The organism is Mesorhizobium sp. P3_A8 (assembly GCF_056402995.1).
The window spans coordinates 257,522-274,476 of sequence record NZ_JBFUGI010000005.1 but is presented as its reverse complement, the minus strand read 5'-3'; the positions used below and the strand labels follow the sequence as shown (position 1 = coordinate 274,476).

The following is a 16,955-nucleotide window of genomic DNA, read 5'->3' as shown; positions in this document are numbered from 1 at the left end:
CGAGCAGTTCCGCCTTGTCATGCCAGCGCGGGAGCCATCTCGTCCGCGGTCCCACCGCCCTTCGCCAGCCGGCTTTCGAGCAGATCGCCGCTTTGCGTCAGCAAGGGATAGGCGACCGAGGCCATCAGCGAATTGATTTCCTTCAGCGCCCGGACCGCCTCCAGATGGATGTCGCTGGTGTCGATGCTTTGCGGCATTCCCGATTGCAGGCGCTTGAGGTGACGGTCATGGCTCATGCGTTCCAGTTTGCGCATCCGCTCCTTCTCGACGACGAGTTGCCGCGCCGACTCGAGATCGCTCGACACCAGCACGTTGAGCGCAAGCTGCATGTTGGCCATGACACGGGTATGAAGCCCGGACAGTTCGCTCCAGCCATCGCCTGAAAAGCGCAGGTTCTTGTCGCGCAATTCCTGGGTGAGCATGAGCAGGTTCTTGGCGACGATGTCGCCGGCGCGTTCGAGATTGATGGCGAAATCGGTGAGTTCGATGCCGCGCTGGGCTTCGGCCGCGGCCATGCTGCCGCGATTGACCTCGGCGATGTAGAGCTTGATGTCGGTATGGGCGCGGTTGACCTCTTCATCGAGCTTCTGTGCCTGGCGGATCTGCTCGGCGGTGCCGGCGTCGAAGAAATCCATCACCGGACGCAGCATCACCTCGACGACCTCGCCCATGCGCAGCAACTCGCGGGTCGCGCTGGCCAAAGCGAGGCCTGGCGTGCGCATGACGCTGCGGTCGAGCGCGCTGCTGCGACGCGACATGAGGTCCGTGCCTTCCTCCGTCTTTGCCACCGGCCTGTCGGCGATCAGCAAGATGACCAGCCGCTCCATCATGCCGGTGAAAGGCAGGCAGAAGACCACCAGTACCAGATTGAAGGCGAGGTGCAGATTGACCAATTGCCGGCCTTCGGTTGTGCCGAACAAATCCGTGGGGAACGCCACAGCCTGAAGCGCGAACAGGGCGGCAAGTGCTGCCGTGCCGCGAAAGATCAGATTGCCCAGCGGGACGCGGCGCGCCTGGACGGCCTCGCCGCGCGTCAGCCAGACGGCGATCAGCGCGCCGCCGCAATTGGCGCCGAGGATGAAGAACAGGCCGACTTCGACAGGCAGGACACCCTGCGCCGCAAGCGTGACGAACAGCAGGATCGCCGCGACGCTGGAGTGGATCAGCCATGTGAACAGGGCAGCAGCGGCAAAGGCGGTGAAATAGTCGGCGCGCAGATAAGAGATCACCAGGGGCAGCAAATTGCTCTGCCGCATCGGCGCGGTGGCCTCGCCGATCATGTGCAGCGACAACAGCACGAAGGCGATGCCCATCAGGATGCGCCCACCCTGCTTGATGCCACGCGCCTCGAACTTCAGGAACATCGCTCCGCCGACCAGGATCAGCGCCGGGATCAGCCAGCTGAGGTCGAAGGACAGCACCTGCACCACCAGGGAGGAACCCAAGTCCGCGCCAAGCAGGATCGCCAGCCCGGCCGACACCGAGACCATGCCGCTGGCGGCAAAGCCGGCCGCTAGGATGGCGACGGCGGTGGAGCTTTGCAGCAGCACGGCAAGCACCGTGCCGGCGCAAGCCGACCTGATCCGGGCATTCCGGGCCTGTCTCAGCGCATCGCGCAATGCCGGGCCACAGGCGCGCTCGACACCGGTGCGCACCATGCGCACGGCCCAAAGCAGCAGCATGACGGCACCCGCCAGATGCAGCAGAATGATGGAAAATTGCATGGCCGCGCCTCCAACGGCCGGCAGGGACGTCGACCCACACTCAGGCTGATGGTCGGCTAAACATAAGTCAAATCGTTCGTTTCTATCTTTTAGTTAGCGCACCTTATGATAGACTGCGGTCGATTTCAGCGTCTCGGAGGCACAGACGATGCGCTACGTTCAGCTTCGGGCCTTTCATCAGGTGGCCATATCAGGCGGGTTTTCGCGGGCCGCCGAAGCGCTGTTCCTGACCCAGCCGGCCATATCCGACCAGGTGCGCAAGCTCGAGGAAGAGTATGATGTGCTGCTGTTCAACCGCAACAAGAAGCAGGTCACGCTGACCCATTCGGGTCAGAAGCTGCTCGAAATAACCCACCGCATGTTCGATACCGAACAGCAGGCGCTCGAACTTCTGACGGAGTCACGCGCACTGCGCTCCGGAACGCTGCGCATTGTCGCCGATGCCGCGCATCATCTGCTGCACATCCTCGGCAGTTTCCGCGCGCGTTATCCCGGCGTCCAGGTCTCGGTGCGCGCCGGCAACACCGAGACGGTGATCAGCAGCCTTTACAGCTATGATGCCGATATCGGTGTCCTGGGCGAGATACCGACGGGACGCGATTTCGAGGTGTTGAAACTCAACTCCACGCCGATCATCGCTTTCGCTTCCGTCGATCATCCGTTGGCTGGCAAAAAGTCGCTGACGCTCAAGCAGCTTTCGCAGGAATCGCTGGTCATGCGCGAGCGCGGCTCGAAGACGCGTCAGAAGCTCGAAGACCTCGCTGCGGCTTCGAAGATCGAACTGAGGCCGGTGATCGAGGCCGAAGGCCGCGAGGCGGTCCGCGAGATCGTCGCCTCGGGCGCCGGCATCGGCTTTGTCTCGGCGGCCGAGTTCGGCCAGGATTCGCGGCTGGTGCCGATCACCATCGACGCGCCCGAGACGCTGATGGACGAAGCGCTGATCTGCCTGCGCGAACGCAGCGGCGGCAAACTCGTGCGCGCCTTTCTCGACATGGCGCGTTCGATGTCGGTGGATTAAGCCGCCACCGCTCTCACCTCCAGCACATCCGCCTTCACCCGCTCGGACTTCGGGTCGTAAGGACTGCGCAGATGCGCTGTCGCGGCATGGCGTATACCGGCAAGATCGATCTCGAAACGACCGCCGCTGAGGAACGCAGCGTCGATGCCGGTTTCATTCTCGATCAGCCCGAGCGCCACCGAGCAGCCAAGCGTGTGGTCGTAGGCAGCCGAACGCACTTCGCCCACCGGTTTGCCGTCGCGCAGGATCAGTTCGCCGCCCCACAGAATCGGTTCGGCATCGTCGAGGGTGAACAGCACGACGCGCCTGGCCGGCGCCGCCGAAGTCTTTGCCTCGAGCAGCGCGTCGCGGCCGATGAAATCATCAGGTTTGTCCATGGCGACCGCGAAGCCGAGCCCAGCCTGCCAGGGGTTAATGTCGGGCGTCAACTCACGCCCCCAGGCGCGAAAACCCTTTTCGATGCGCAAGGCGTCAAGCGCGTAGTAGCCGGCATCCAGCAGTCCGAATTCACGGCCCGCCTCATGCAGCGCCTCGTAGACGCCGACGGCGAATTCGGTCGGCACGATCAGTTCCCAGCCGAGTTCGCCGACATAGGTCATGCGGTTGGCATAGGCCGTGGCGTAGCCGATATCGATCTCGCGCATGGTGGCGAAGGGGAAGCCGGCATTGGAGAGATCCGCCGAGGACAGTTTGCCCAAGAGGTCGCGCGAGCGCGGCCCCATGAGGGCCAGCACCGCATAGGACGAGGTGACGTCGGTCAGGACCGCATGGGCATCGGACGGGATGTTTTTGACGATCCAGTCGGCATCGTGGAGGGCTTGCGCCGAGCCGGTGACGATGAGGAATTTCTCCGCACCCAACCGCATCACGGTGAGGTCACTTTCGTAGCCGCCGCGCGCATTGAGCGCGCCCGTATATACCGACGTGCCTATGGGCACGTCGACATTGCCGGCGCAGATCCGGTTGAGCACGGCACAGGCGTCGCGGCCCTGGACGAGCAGTTTTGCGAAGGAGGTCTGGTCGAAGATGGCAACCGCTTCACGCGTCGCCTTCATTTCGCGCCGCACCGCCTTGTGCCAGTTCTGGCGGCCGAAGGCGTAGTCGTTCTCAGCCTTCTCGCCTGGCGCGGCAAACCAGTTGGCGCGCTCCCAACCCATTTTCGAGCCAAAGCAGGCGCCTTTTGCCGCGAGCCGGTCATAGAGCGACGAGCGGCGGAACGGCCGCGCGGTATCCAGTTCGCGGTTCGGCCACGGCATGGCGTAGTGCAGGCCGAGCGTCTCCTTGACCCGATCATGCAGCCAGCGCGGATTGTTGTTGAACGAGGCGAAGCGCCTGATGTCGACCGGCCACAGATCCATGGTCGGCGCACTGTTGACGATCCACTCGGCCAGCGCCCTGCCCGCACCGCCGGCGCTGGCGATGCCCATCGAATTGAAGCCGGCGCCGACATAGAAATTCTTCAGCTCCGGCGCCTCGCCGAGGATGAAATTGTTGTCCGGGGTAAAGCTTTCGGGACCATTGTAGAATTTCTTGACCTCGGCCTCAGCCAGCTGCGGCACGCGGACAAGCGCGTTTTCCATCAGGATCTCGAACTGATCCCAATCGTCCGGCAGCAGCGCGAACTCGAAATTCTCAGGGATGCCGTTCATGCCCCACGGCTTGGCGTGCGGCTCGAAGCCGCCCATGACCAGGCCGCCGACCTCTTCCTTAAAATAGATGAAGCCGTCGGGATCGCGCATGACAGGCAGGTCGGGATGCACACCCTCGATCCTGCCGGTGACGATGTACATGTGCTCGGCCGAATGCAGCGGCACCGAGACGCCGCACATCAGCCCGACCTTGCGCGCCCATTGACCGGCACAGTTGACGACGATCTCGGCAGCGATGCCACCACGGTCCGTCTCGACGCCACAGGCGACTCCGTTTTTCACCGTGATGCCGGTAACTTTCACCCGCTCGAATATCCTCGCGCCGCCGTTGCGCGCACCTTTGGCGAGTGACTGCGTCAGATCCGTCGGATTGGCCTTGCCATCGCCAGGCAACCAGACAGCGCCGACCAGATCGTCGGTCGCCATGACAGGCCAGAGATCGCCGGCTTCCTTCGCCGATATGACATCGATATCGACGCCTTGCGCGCGCGCCGACGCGGCCGTGCGCTTCAGCACGGTCATTCGATCGGCCGTTCGCGCCACCGACAGCGAGCCACAATTCTTCCAGCCGGTGGCGAGCCCCGTCTCGGCCTCCAGCTCGCTATAGAGCTGCGTCGAATATCGGATCAGGCTGGTCATGTTGGAATGGCTGCGCAACTGGCCGACAAGGCCGGCGGCGTGCCAGGTGGTGCCGCCGCTAAGCTGGCCCTGTTCGAGCAGCACGACATCGGTCCAGCCGAGCTTGGTCAGGTGATAGGCGACAGAGCAGCCGATAATGCCGCCGCCGACAATGACGATTCGAGCCTGGGTGGGAAATTCATGTGCCATGAGCGTTCCGCCATTTGAAGGGATGGCGGACACTAACACAGGAAAACCAAATATCAACTCAAAAAGTCACAAAATATCACATCAATGACGCAACGATGAGTTCGGGACCCTTTTGCGAAAGCGCCTCGGCAAGGGCGGGTTTGGGATTGGCGTCGACGATCACGCCCGCAGCGCGGTCGAAATTCGGAACCCTGAGCGGCGTCAGCTTGCCGAACTTGCTGCTGTCGAGCACGAAATAGGCTTTTCTGGCGAGCGCGATCATGCGGCCGCGTTGCTCGGCGCCGGCGCGGGTGAAGTCCGTGACCTCGCCGTCGGGGGATAGGGCGCCGCCACCGAGAAAGGCGATGTCGACGCGAAAGCGGGCCATGGCATCGAGCGTGTCGATGCCGGAAGCCGCCTCCTCGCCCGGATCGATTTCGCCGCCCAGCATATGCACGCGCATGCCGGGGACATGGCAAAGATGCAGTGCAATCTTCAGGCTGGCGGTGCAGATGGTGAGATCGCGCAGTCCGGCCATGGCCTGGGCGACGGCGAAAGTGGTGGTGCCGGAATCGAGAAAGACCACCATGCCATCCCTGACCAGGCCGGCGGCCGCTTTGCCGATCGCCGCCTTGCCACCGGCATTTTCCTGGCTGCGCAGGCTCATCGCCGGTTCGCTCGGTTCGAAGCGAGCGGCACCGCCATGCACGATGCCCAGCCTGCTCTGGTCCGAAAGCAGCTTCAGGTCACGACGGATGGTTTCGCGCGAGATATCGAAGAACTCGGCCAGTTCGGCAACACTGACGGACCCCTGGGCGCTCAGCCGCCTCAGGATCTCGTCGTGACGGCGCGGGGCAAGGGCGCGTGCCGGCAGGCGGCTGACGGGAGACATGGCAATCCCTTATGTCGAGCATTGATGTTGCAATATGTGGCAGTGAACCGGCGCGCATGCAACCGCGCCTTCGGCCAGGGTTAGGGCTTCCGCGACAGGCCGCCGCTTTCTATCGCATTGACGAGCGTCTTGCTGCCTTCGCGAAGATGCTGCCGCAGAACGCTCACGGCTTTCTTGCCGTCGCGCCGGCGGCAGGCGGCCAGCAGGTCGCGGTGCTCGCTCTGCGAGCGGGTGCGATAGTCGAGGTTCGACAAGAGGATGCGGACATAGCGATCGGCCGCGTTGTGATGCGCCTCGATCAGGCTGAGCAGACGCTGGTTGCCGCAGGCATGGTAGAGCGAGAGGTGAAAGGTGCGGTTCAGCGCCCCCCAGCGGCCGACATTGCGCTCGGCGTCGATCTGGTCGAGCACCTGTTCGGCCTCGTCGAGCTTGCCGTCGGACAGGGTGGCCACGGACAGCCGCAGCGCTTCGCATTCGAGCAGTTCGCGCACCGCGTAGATTTCGCTGATTTCGGCACCGTCCATCCGAGCGACATGCGCACCCTTGGTCGGGTGGATGGAGACGATGCCCTCGGCTTCCAACTGGCGAAGGGCGTCACGGATCGGCATGCGGCTGAAGCCGAACTGCTCGGCCAATTCGTCCTGGCGCAGCGCGGTGCCGGCCTTCAGGGTGCCGCTGGCAATGGCCTCGCGCAGCACGTTGGCGACCTGCTCCGCCACCGTCTGCGGCCTCTCGATCAGGCTTTCCGCAAATCCGCGCAATCGATGCTCCCCTGTCACGCGGAATCGAGCGTAGTGGAAAACCACCGGACTGGATATGAGTATCCTCGTGTACGACCTGCCGCTCCTACCGCCAGACTGAGTTGCGGATCACCGAGCAGAAATTGCCGCGGTGGAAATGCGGCTCCTTGTCGGCGATCACATCGGCCTTGACGTTGCCGAAGGTGGTGTCGGGCTTGTGCTTGATGCCGTCATAGAAGGCCTGGATGATGTCTTCCTTGAAGGCCGGCGTCCGCGGGAAGGCCTGCACCACCGTTTCGCGCTCCTCGTCGGAATATTGCGCATGGGTCAGCCCGAGCACGTCCATCTCGACGCCGGCCGTCACCAGCGCCACGACGGGATGCATGTGAACCGGCACGCCCGGCGTGGTGTGCAGCGCAATCGCGGTCCAGACCGTGTAGGCATCCTCCTCGGCAATGCCATGGCTGCGCAGAAAGTCGCGCGCGGCGTGAGCGCCATCGACCTCGAAACGTTCATGCTGGCTCGAGTGGCTCGGCATCAGCCCGATGTCGTGGAACATCGCGCCGGCGTAGAGCAGTTCGCGATCGAATTTGAGCCCGCGATGCAGGCCGGCCAGCGCGCCAAAATGATAGACGCGGCTCGAATGGTTGAAGAGCAGTTCGGTCTCGGTGTCGCGGATGAAGGCGGTGATGGCGCGCGCCAGTTTGCTGTCGGGAATGGCGCCGTTGAGGATGGTGGCCATGATGTCGTCTCCTGATGGATCTGAGGTGACAATCTAGGCGCTATCGGCTATGGCAGAAATTGTTTTATCACGATGATTTCTGCCAAAGCACTGAGAAAGCAGACTTGGGAGCTGATGGGGAGCGGACAGATGGTTTTGCGGATCGGCATCCTCGCCATGGACGGCGCGCAGTTGCTCGATGTCTCCGGGCCGCTCGATGTCTTCGCCGAGGCCAATCTGCAGGCTGGCCGACAAGCCTACGTCCTATCGGTCGTCGCAGCGGTGGACGGCCCAGTAAGCTGCTCCTCGGGAGCACGGCTGCTGCCCGATTTCGTTGTTGGACAGGCTGACATGCCGCGCCTCGACACGATGCTGGTGGCCGGCGCGCCGCATTTGGGACGATCGGCGCACAGCGCGCCTGTGCTCGACTGGCTGCGCGCCGTCAGCACGACTGCCCGACGCTATGGATCGGTCTGCACCGGCGCCTTTCTGCTGGCGGAGGCCGGACTGCTCGACGGCCGCCGCGCCACCACGCATTGGGCCGTGGCCGACCGGCTCGCCGAGCGCTTTCCCGAGGTGATCCTCGATGTCGACGCCATTCATGTGCGTGACGGCAAGATCAGGACGGCGGCCGGGGTGACCGCCGGGCTCGACCTGGCGCTGGCGCTGGTCGAGGAAGATCTCGGCGCCGAGATCGCGCGTCGTGTCGCGGCGCAGCTCGTCATGTATTTCCGCCGCAGCGGCGGCCAGCTTCAGTACAGCCGCAAGGGCGCCGGCAGCCCGACCGGACGGTCGGCGCTGCAACAAGTGCAGCGCTGGGTCATCGCCAACCCCGCTGCCGAGCACGGCGTCGACCAGCTCGCTGGCCGCGCCGGCATGAGCCCGCGCCACTTCGCCCGACTGTTTCACCAGGAGGTCGGCATCACGCCGTCAGCCTGGGTCGAGGCGATCCGGGTCGAAGCCGCGCAGCGCCTGCTGGAAACGGGTGCTGCGCCGAAGCTCGTCGCCGACCAATGCGGCTTTTCGGACGTCGACACGTTTCGACGCGCCTTCCAGCGCAAGATCGGGGTGACACCTGCCGCCTATCGGCGTGTTCAGGTCGATGAGGCACAGACCCCCGCCTTGATGGCGGCGGAGACGGCTGCGCCTAACCCTCGACTTCGACGGCAACCACCGCGGCGCAATCGCCGGCCTTGACCAGGCCGGGAAAATGCCGCGCCGCCAGCATGCCCGACATTTTTGCCCGGATCTCCTGCGGCGCGATGCCGGTGCGGCCGGTGGAATGGATGCGGGCAAGCACCGCGCCCTTTTCGACGGGTTCGCCAAGATCGACCATGGTTTCGATCATGCCGTCGTCTTCGGCAAACGAGAAGCAATCGCCGGACGGCATGTCCAGCCACTGGGTTCTGCCCTTCTCGACCGCACCAGCAACAATGCCGGCGTGGCGCAGCACATTGAGAATGCCGCGCCGCGCGACGCGCACGGTTTGCGCGCGCGAGGTGCCGCCGCCGCCAAGCTCGGTGCTGACGAAGACCTTGCCCATTTCCTCCGCCGCCGTGTCGTACATGCCGACCGAGTCGATCTCGATCATGCGCATCGAGAACGGGGCGGAGAATGCGGCCACCGCGTCGAAGGCTTTCTGCTCCAGCACCTTGTCGGGCAAAGTGTGCGCGGCGCAGAACGGCACGAAGTCCAGCGTCCTGCCGCCGGAATGGAAGTCGAAGACGATGTCGGCGCGGGGCAGCAGCTCACGCTGGAAATAGTCGGCGATCTTCTCCGTCACCGTGCCGGCCGGCCGGCCGGGAAAGCTGCGGTTCATGTTGCCCTTGTCGATCGGCGATGTTCGCGTGCCGGCGCGGAAGGCCGGATAGTTCATCGCCGGCACGATGATCACGCTGCCGCTGACGTTCCTGGGATCGAGCGTGCGGGCAAGATCGTAGAGCGCCAGCGGCCCTTCATACTCGTCGCCATGGTTGCCGCCGGAGAGCAGCGCCGTCGGCCCCTCGCCATTGTTGATGACGCAGATCGGGATCATCACCGAGCCCCAGGCCGAGTCGTCGCGGCTGTAGGGCAAGCGCAGAAAACCGTGCTGGACGCCGTCCTTGTCGAAATCGACAGTCGGCGCGATCGGCGACGGGCGGAGGCTGGACATCGGGCTCAATTCTTCACCACCAGTTTGCGCGGCACATTGGCCAGGCACTCTACACCGGATTCGGTGATCAGGATCGACTCAGTAATCTCCAACCCCATCGTCTCCAGCCACAGGCCGGTCATGAAATGGAAGGTCATGCCGGGCTTGAGTTCGGTGCGGTCGCCCGGGCGCAGGCTCATCGTGCGCTCGCCCCAGTCCGGCGGATAGGACAGGCCAATCGAATAGCCGGTGCGGTTGTCCTTGACGATGCCGTATTTCTTCAGAACGGCGAAGAAGGCATTGGCGATGTCCTCGCAGGCATTGCCGGGTTTCGCCGCCGCAAGCCCCGCCTCCATGCCTTCCAGCGTCGCTTTCTCGGCATCGAGGAATTCCTGTGTCGGCTTGCCGAGGAACACCGTACGCGACAGCGGGCAGTGGTACCTGTTATAGCAGCCGGCAATCTCGAAGAAGGTGCCCTCGCCCGACTTCATCGGCTGGTCGTCCCAGGTCAGGTGCGGCGCCGAGGCATCGGCGCCCGACGGCAGCAGCGGCACGATCGCCGGATAGTCGCCGCCAATACCGTCAACGCCGCGCGTGCCGGCATCATAGATTTCGGCGACGAGATCGCATTTGCGCATGCCGATCTCGATCTTGTCGACGATGCGCTGGTGCATCGCCTCGACGATGCGGGCGGCCTTGCGCATATAGTCGATTTCGGTCGGGCTCTTCACCGCGCGCTGCCAGTTGACCAGGGCGGTGGCGTCGACGAAGCGGGCATTGGGCAGATGTTTTTGCAGCGATGCGAAGGCGGCGGCCGAGAACCAGTAATTGTCCATCTCGACGCCGATGGTAAGCTTGCCCCAGCCGCGATCGGCAAGCACGCTGGACAAGAAATCCATCGGGTGACGCTCGGTCGACTGTACGTAATGGTCGGCATAGCCGAGGATGTTGTCATGTGCGAGATAGGCGGTGCGCTTGGCGCCGTTGGCGTCCTGGCCTCGTCCGTACCAGACCGGCTCGCCCGATGGCGGCACGATGACAGCCTGATGCACGTAGAACGACCAGCCATCGTACCCGGTCAGCCAGGCCATGTTGGAGGGATCACTGATAACAAGTAGATCGACGCCCTTCGCCTCCATGGCTCGGCGCGTCTTGGCGAGGCGATCCGCAAATTCGCCGCGCGAGAATTTCAAATTTGGTTGCATTGTTTTTGGTCCTCGTTTGTTGGGCCTGAAGCCTGTTTCAACTTTGTTGAATCCGGCTCGTCCCATTTTTCCGGATCATGCTTTGGCCAGCATCAGCTTTCAAAAATGGTTCCGGCATTGGCCGCCCGCGCCCGGTCGCGGGCGAGCGTCGCGATCGCCGTGTCCTGCACGCCGGTGCCGGTCAGGTCGGCAATGGTGATGTCGCTGACTGAGCGCCGGCCGTGTTTCGCGCCGGCGATGATCTGGCCGAGTTCGGTCACCTCTGCATCTGCGGCCAGCACACCCGCCGCGATGGCATGATGCAGCTCGCCCAGGCGCCGTGTCTGGCGGGCGCTGTCGGCGACATAGAGGTCGGCCATGCGCAGGATGGCAGGCGCGATCTCGTTCTTGTGTTCGGCATCCGAGCCCATGGCGGTGATGTGCTGGCCAGCGGCGACGAAGCCGGCCTTGATCAGCGGCTCGGTCGAAGGCGTGGTGGTGACGATGATGTCGGCACCGGCAACCGCATTTGCCGCGTCTGATACGGCGCGCACGATGATGCCGAGTTTTTCGCGCAAGCGGGCAGCAGTGGCTTCGGCCTTGGCTGCGTCGCGCGCCCAGATGCGTGCTTCCTCGATCGGCCTGACAAGGCGCAGTGCTTCCAATTGCAGACCTGCCTGCAAACCGGCGCCGAAGATCGCTGCTACGGTCGAGTCTTCGCGCGACAGATGCTTGGCCGCGACCGCGCCTGCCGCAGCGGTGCGGGCATCGGTCAGATAGCCATTGTCGAGCAGCAGCGCCTCGACCACACCGGTCTTTGCCGACAGCAGCACCATCATGCCGCCACCGCTCGGCAGGCCGAACTTCGGATTGTCGAAGAAGCCTGAGCTGATCTTGATAGCGAAGCCATCGATGCCGGGCACATAGGCGGTCTTCACATCGACCTCGCCGCGATGCTCGGGGATATCCAGCCGCAGGATCGGCGGCATCGCCACCGGCAGTGTTGCAAGCGCGCGGAAAGCATTCTCGACGCAAGCGACGGCATCGAGATCGAGCGTCACGATCTTGCGCAATTCAGCTTCAGTGAGGATCGTCATCCGGCTCATGCAGCGCGCTCCGTGATCGCGTCGCCGCAGATGATCTTGCGGTGCGCGTTCATGTCGATGTTGCGGCCGGAGAGAAGCACCACCACCGGCCCGTTCGCCTTGACCTTGCCGGCGAGCAGTGCGGCGATGCCGACGGCGCCGGCGCCTTCGACGATCTCGCGCTCCTGCGCATAGGCATGGCGGATGCCAGCAGCGATCTCGTCCTCGCTGAGCAGAATGACGTCGTCGAGCAGATCGCGGCACATGGCGAAGGTCAGCCTATTGTCGAGGCCGATGCCGCCGCCGAGCGAATCCGCCAGCGTCGGCAGTTCTTCCACGAGCACTGGCTTGCCGGCATCGAGGCTTGCCCTCATCGCCGCCCCACGCGCCATCGAGACGCCGATGATTTTTGTGCCGGGGCTGACGCCCTTGATGGCCGCTGCCACGCCGGAGGCCAGCCCGCCACCGGAAAGCTGGACCAGGACGAGACCGGCATCCGGAACCTGCTCGACCATCTCCAGCCCAAGCGTGCCTTGCCCGGCGATGATTGCGGGATGGTCGAAGGGCGGCAGCATCACCAACCCCTCGTGTGCCACCAGCCGCTCGACCTCCTGCTGCGCGTCGTCCTGGCTGTTGCCGACGATGCGGATTTCGGCGCCCAGCCGGCGGATTTCGTCGAGCTTGTTCTGAGGCACCAGACGCGACATGCAGATCACCACGCGCATGCCTTCGAGCTTCGCAGCATGCGCCAGCGCCCGGCCATGATTGCCGGTCGACGCCGCGACCAGGCCGCGTGCCTTTTCTTCCGCGCTCAATGAGGCGACGGCATTCGAGGCGCCGCGCAGCTTGAAGCTGCCGGTGGTCTGGCGGTGTTCGAGCTTGAGGTGAACGGGGATGCCCATCTGCTCGGAGAGACTTGAAGACGGCACAGTTGGCGTGCGCTCGGCCTTGCCGGCAATGCGCTCACGCGCGGCTCGAATATCGCTAAGAGTGACGGTCGCCATGATCGTCAATCGCGCGGCAAAGGCAGCGTCATCAGACGGCCGAACTCCGGACGCGGCGTCTCATCGCCACACAGCCGAAGACAGTTCCAGGCGCTGGCTTGGTTGCTGGTCACCACAGGGCGGCCGATTGTCTCCTCCATGCCGGCAACTGCGAGGGCACCGCGCAATGCCGTGCAGGACACGAACAGCGCTTCGGCGCTCGCATCGGTCGTCTGGCGCGCGAGATCGACAAGCGCTGACGGCGGAATACGCGCCATCTCGCGGTCGTCCTCGAAACCGAGGCAAGTGAAGCTGGCGATCTCGAAACCACGCGCTGCGAAATAAGCCGCCATCGGCCTGGAGGTTTCGACCGTGTAAGGGGTGAGGAGGCTGATCCTTTTCGCCCCGAGTGCCTTCAGCCCGCGCACGCCCGCCATCGGCGGGGTGACCACGGGAACGCCGGGCTTGGCCGCCTGGATCGCGGCCCCGATCTCGGCATCGCCGATCACCACCGAGGCCGAGGTGCAGGAGTAGCAGATCGCATCGAGTTTCTCGTCGGGCAGGATCAGCGCTGCTCCCGCGGTCAGCGCCGGCTGCATCTTGCGCAGGTTTTCCGGCGTCGTCGGGTTGGCATAGGGAATGCGCGCGACATAGACGCCGATGCGTTCGCTCGCCACCATGCGGCGAAAGTCCGGCTCGCTGGTGTGGTCTGTGGCCAGGATGATCAGGCCGATGCGCCGCTCGAGCGGCCGATCATCAAGCGATGGCCGTTTCGGGTGGACTTTGATGTCGGGCAAGGGTTTCACGAACTACCTCTCGATCTTGCCGTAGCGGCGTTCCAGCCAGCGCAGCAGCACGACCGAACAGAGACTGATGGCGAGGAAGAAAGCGCCGACCAGCGTGATCGGCTCGATGTAACGATAGTAGGTGTTGGCGACGCTCTTCGCCTGGTTCATCAGTTCCAGCACGGTGATTGCCGAAAGCAGCGGCGTCTCCTTGAACATGGCGATGAAATAGTTGGCCAGTGCCGGGATCATCGGCGGGATGGCCTGGGGGATGATGATGTGCGTCCAGGTCTGCGTGGCGCTGAGATTGCACGCCTTGGCGGCCTCCCACTGGCCGCGCGGCACATTGTCGATGCCGGCGCGGTAGACCTCGGCCGTATAGGTGCCGTAGTGCAGCCCGAGCCCGATGACGCCGGCGACGAGCGGCGGCAGCAGAATGCCGATGTCGGGCAGCACGTAGAAGATGAAATAGAGCTGCACCAGAAGCGGGGTGCCGCGAATGAATTCGGCCGCCCAGCCGACGGTGCGCGACAAGGCCTTGTTGGGCGAGCGGCGTGCGAGCGCAATGCCAAGCCCGACGATCGCCGCCAGCACCGAGCCGAGCAGCGTCGCCAGGATGGTGATCTTCACCCCCTGGATCAGCGTCGGCATGATCTGCCATACGAAATCCCAGTCCCACTCCATCAGGCGCGCACCCCGTCAAGGCCGCGCGCCAGCCGACGCTCCAGCGAGCGCACGCCCCACGAGATGAGCAGCGCCAGGATGAAATAGATGATCAGGATGGTGGCGAACGGCACCATGGTGTTGCCGGTCTGGGCGCGCACCACCTGGGCCTGAAAAGTGAGGTCGGCAAGGGAGATCAGCGAGACGACCGATGTCGCCTTGAGCAACTCGATGGCGTTGTTGCCGAAGGTCGGCAGCATCACCAGAAACGCTTGCGGCAGGATGACATGGCGCATGCCTTGCCAGCGGCCGAGATTGAGCGCGATGCAGGCCTCGTGCTGTTCGCGGCCGATCGACTGCACCGCGCCGCGAACCACTTCGGCTGCATAGGCGCCGACATTCAGGCCCAGCGCCAGCACGCCGGCTTGCAGCGGGGTGAGCTCAAGGCCAATCAACGGCAGCACGAAATAGGCGAAGAACAGCTGCACGAAGATCGAGGTGCCGCGAAAGAATTCGATATAGGCGGTGGCGAGCGCCCGCAGCACAAAGAAGTGCGACAGCCGCCCCATGCCGGCAAGAAAAGCCATGATCAGGGCAAGCACCGATCCCATCAGCGTCAGCTCGATGGTGACAAGCGCTCCCTGCACTATCAGGCCGAGATAGCCGGACCACTGGGTCATTCGATTAGAGGTTCCAACGTTTGGCAGATGGGGGCAGCGCAAACTTGCGAAGATACGGCGCCGCCCCTCATCCGTCACTTCGTGACACCTTCTCCCCGTAAACGGGGAGAAGGAAGGAAGAGGCGCTACTTCGCCGAACAGAGCTTGTCGCGTGTCGTCGACATCGCGGCGGCCGCCGAGAAGCCGTAGGGTTCGATAATCTTGGCGAACTCGCCGGATTTCTTCATCTTGGCCAGCTCGACGTCGAAGGCATCGCGTAGCGCCTCGTCGCCTTTCTTGAAGGCGGCGCCGTCGCAATAGACCGGGGCGCCCTGCACCGGGGCGATGACCTCGAGGTTCGGGTCCGCGGCCTTCTTCATCAGATCGTTGATCGACAGCACCGGCAGCGAATAGGCGTCGATGCGGCCGTCCTGCACCATCTTCAGGCCGCTCTGGCCATCCGGCACGACAATGACACGTTCGCGCGGCACACCGGCATTGAGCGCCAGCTTCTCCTCGGTGCCACCGCCAGGCGCGCCGATCGTGGCTGTCGTGTCCTTGGCGACATCCTCGTAGCTCTTGAAGCCTTTCGGATTGCCTTTCTTCACCAGCATCGCCTCGGCGTCGCACAGCACCGGTTCGGAATATGCGACAGCGGCGCAGCGCTCCGGCTTCATGAACAGGCCGGCGGTGACGACATCGAAACGACCGGCCTTCAGGCCGGGGATCATCGCGCCATATTCCGAGATGGAGGCGACGATGTCGGCGACGCCGAGACGCTTGAAGATCTCGCGCGCCACGTCGGGTGCCGCGCCCGAAACCTTGCCGTCGGCGGCGACGGCCGTATAGGGCGGCTCGTTGGCAATGGCGACGCGGGCAAAGCCCTGCGTCTTCAACTGTTCGAGTTTGCTGTCGTCGGCCGAACCGGCGGTCGAGGCGGCCAGCACCGCCGTCAGTGCAAGGCCGGCGACGCCGGCCAGAATGCCAAGTTTCTTCATTGTTCCCAACTCCTTGTTTCTTGTCTTGGTTTTGGCTTCTTGCCTTGGTTTGTCTGGGGCGATCCTCCGCCCCCGCAAAGCGGTCAGACGCGATGTCCGGCCGCGATGATCTTCTTCAGGAAGCCTTGCGTGCGCTCCTGCTTGGGATTGCGGAAAATCTCGTCCGGCTTGCCTTCCTCGACGATCTTGCCGCGATCGAAGAACAGCACCCGGTCGGCGAAGTCGTGGGCAAACCCCATCTCGTGGGTGACCAGCAGCATGGTCATGTCGGTCTCGGCGCAGAGCCGCCACAGGACGTTGAGCACCTCCTCGACCAGTTCCGGGTCGAGCGCCGACGTCACCTCGTCGAACAGCATGATCTTCGGCTGCAAGGCGAGCGCGCGGGCGATCGCCACGCGCTGTTTCTGGCCGCCGGACAGCTGTGCCGGCATCGCCTTGGCCTTGTCGGCCATGCCGACCATCTCGAGCAGTTCCATCGCGCGCTTCTCGGCGGCAGCGCGCGGCGTGCCCTTGGTCAGCATCGGCGCCAGCGTCACATTGTCGATGACGCTCTTGTGGGGAAACAGGTTGAACAGCTGGAAGACCATGCCGATCTTCTGCCGCATCCTGGCCAGATGCCGCTCGTCGGCCGGCAGCAGCTGGCCGTTGCGCTCCATGTGGTAGAGTTGCTCGCCTTCGATCTGGATGTGGCCGCCATCGATGCGCTCCAGCGTCATCAGGATGCGCAGGATCGTCGTCTTGCCCGAGCCGGACGGGCCGATCAGCGCCAGCTTCTCGCGTGGCATGACCTGCATCGACAGGCCGTCCAGCACCTTGAAGCTGCCGAAGCTCTTCGAGATGCCGTCGATCTTGATGATGGACGCGGTTGTGGACAAGTGAATTTCCCCTGCTGGAGAAGCCTGTGCCCTTAACGATG

General features: G+C 64.0%; 16 protein-coding genes. 2 read left to right on the top strand and 14 right to left on the bottom strand.

Annotated elements, in window-relative coordinates:
• Positions 1-17: 17 nt before the first annotated feature.
• Positions 18-1,724 carry a Na/Pi cotransporter family protein gene (locus AC1DX4_RS14345; RefSeq protein WP_477220922.1) on the bottom strand — a complete coding sequence of 569 codons (1,707 nt, stop codon included), beginning with the start codon at positions 1,722-1,724 and terminating at the stop codon, positions 18-20.
• Between the two features lie 148 nt (positions 1,725-1,872).
• Between AC1DX4_RS14345 and AC1DX4_RS14340 the strand changes: the two genes are divergently transcribed.
• The gene (locus AC1DX4_RS14340) at positions 1,873-2,742 is read left to right on the top strand and encodes a LysR substrate-binding domain-containing protein (protein WP_477220921.1); all 870 of its coding nucleotides are present in this window, start codon (positions 1,873-1,875) and stop codon (positions 2,740-2,742) included.
• Here the strand turns inward: AC1DX4_RS14340 and AC1DX4_RS14335 are convergent.
• The 4 genes from AC1DX4_RS14335 to AC1DX4_RS14320 form a co-directional block, all read right to left on the bottom strand.
• A complete protein-coding gene (locus AC1DX4_RS14335; protein ID WP_477220920.1) occupies positions 2,739-5,219 on the bottom strand; it encodes a GcvT family protein in 2,481 nt (826 codons plus the stop codon). The genes AC1DX4_RS14340 and AC1DX4_RS14335 overlap by 4 nt on opposite strands.
• Positions 5,220-5,295: 76 nt before the next feature.
• Positions 5,296-6,090: a DeoR/GlpR family DNA-binding transcription regulator gene (locus tag AC1DX4_RS14330; RefSeq protein ID WP_477220919.1), complete on the bottom strand. Its 795-nt coding sequence runs from the start codon at positions 6,088-6,090 to the stop codon at positions 5,296-5,298.
• A gap of 80 nt (positions 6,091-6,170) precedes the next feature.
• A complete protein-coding gene (locus tag AC1DX4_RS14325; protein ID WP_477220918.1) occupies positions 6,171-6,851 on the bottom strand; it encodes a GntR family transcriptional regulator in 681 nt (226 codons plus the stop codon).
• 85 nt (positions 6,852-6,936) lie between these two features.
• Positions 6,937-7,572: an HD domain-containing protein gene (locus AC1DX4_RS14320; RefSeq protein ID WP_477220917.1), complete on the bottom strand. Its 636-nt coding sequence runs from the start codon at positions 7,570-7,572 to the stop codon at positions 6,937-6,939.
• Between the two features lie 129 nt (positions 7,573-7,701).
• Between AC1DX4_RS14320 and AC1DX4_RS14315 the strand changes: the two genes are divergently transcribed.
• Positions 7,702-8,748, top strand: a complete 1,047-nt coding sequence (locus AC1DX4_RS14315; protein ID WP_477220916.1) for a GlxA family transcriptional regulator — start codon at positions 7,702-7,704, stop codon at positions 8,746-8,748.
• Here the strand turns inward: AC1DX4_RS14315 and doeB are convergent.
• From doeB to ehuA, 9 genes are all read right to left on the bottom strand, one after another.
• Positions 8,699-9,703, bottom strand: a complete 1,005-nt coding sequence (gene doeB / locus AC1DX4_RS14310; RefSeq protein ID WP_477220915.1) for a N(2)-acetyl-L-2,4-diaminobutanoate deacetylase DoeB — start codon at positions 9,701-9,703, stop codon at positions 8,699-8,701. The two genes, AC1DX4_RS14315 and doeB, sit on opposite strands and share 50 nt — an antisense overlap.
• 5 nt (positions 9,704-9,708) lie before the next feature.
• A complete protein-coding gene (doeA, locus tag AC1DX4_RS14305; protein ID WP_477220914.1) occupies positions 9,709-10,887 on the bottom strand; it encodes an ectoine hydrolase DoeA in 1,179 nt (392 codons plus the stop codon).
• A gap of 92 nt (positions 10,888-10,979) precedes the next feature.
• Entirely contained in the window at positions 10,980-11,972 is a 993-nt protein-coding gene (locus tag AC1DX4_RS14300; protein ID WP_477220913.1) for a cyclodeaminase, read from the bottom strand.
• Complete coding sequence (gene eutB / locus AC1DX4_RS14295) at positions 11,969-12,955, bottom strand: hydroxyectoine utilization dehydratase EutB (RefSeq protein WP_477220912.1); 987 nt, start codon at positions 12,953-12,955, stop codon at positions 11,969-11,971. Before eutB ends, AC1DX4_RS14300 begins: the two co-directional genes overlap by 4 nt.
• A gap of 5 nt (positions 12,956-12,960) precedes the next feature.
• Positions 12,961-13,740, bottom strand: coding sequence for an ectoine utilization protein EutA (eutA, locus tag AC1DX4_RS14290; RefSeq protein ID WP_477220911.1), 780 nt, complete (start codon positions 13,738-13,740; stop codon positions 12,961-12,963).
• A gap of 3 nt (positions 13,741-13,743) precedes the next feature.
• Positions 13,744-14,403, bottom strand: coding sequence for an ectoine/hydroxyectoine ABC transporter permease subunit EhuD (ehuD, locus tag AC1DX4_RS14285; protein ID WP_477220910.1), 660 nt, complete (start codon positions 14,401-14,403; stop codon positions 13,744-13,746).
• Positions 14,403-15,062, bottom strand: a complete 660-nt coding sequence (gene ehuC, locus AC1DX4_RS14280) for an ectoine/hydroxyectoine ABC transporter permease subunit EhuC (protein ID WP_477220909.1) — start codon at positions 15,060-15,062, stop codon at positions 14,403-14,405. Before ehuC ends, ehuD begins: the two co-directional genes overlap by 1 nt.
• Before the next feature lie 125 nt (positions 15,063-15,187).
• Positions 15,188-16,039: an ectoine/hydroxyectoine ABC transporter substrate-binding protein EhuB gene (gene ehuB, locus AC1DX4_RS14275; protein ID WP_477220908.1), complete on the bottom strand. Its 852-nt coding sequence runs from the start codon at positions 16,037-16,039 to the stop codon at positions 15,188-15,190.
• An 83-nt stretch (positions 16,040-16,122) separates the two neighbouring features.
• Positions 16,123-16,914 carry an ectoine/hydroxyectoine ABC transporter ATP-binding protein EhuA gene (gene ehuA / locus AC1DX4_RS14270; RefSeq protein ID WP_477220907.1) on the bottom strand — a complete coding sequence of 264 codons (792 nt, stop codon included), beginning with the start codon at positions 16,912-16,914 and terminating at the stop codon, positions 16,123-16,125.
• Positions 16,915-16,955 lie beyond the last annotated feature (41 nt).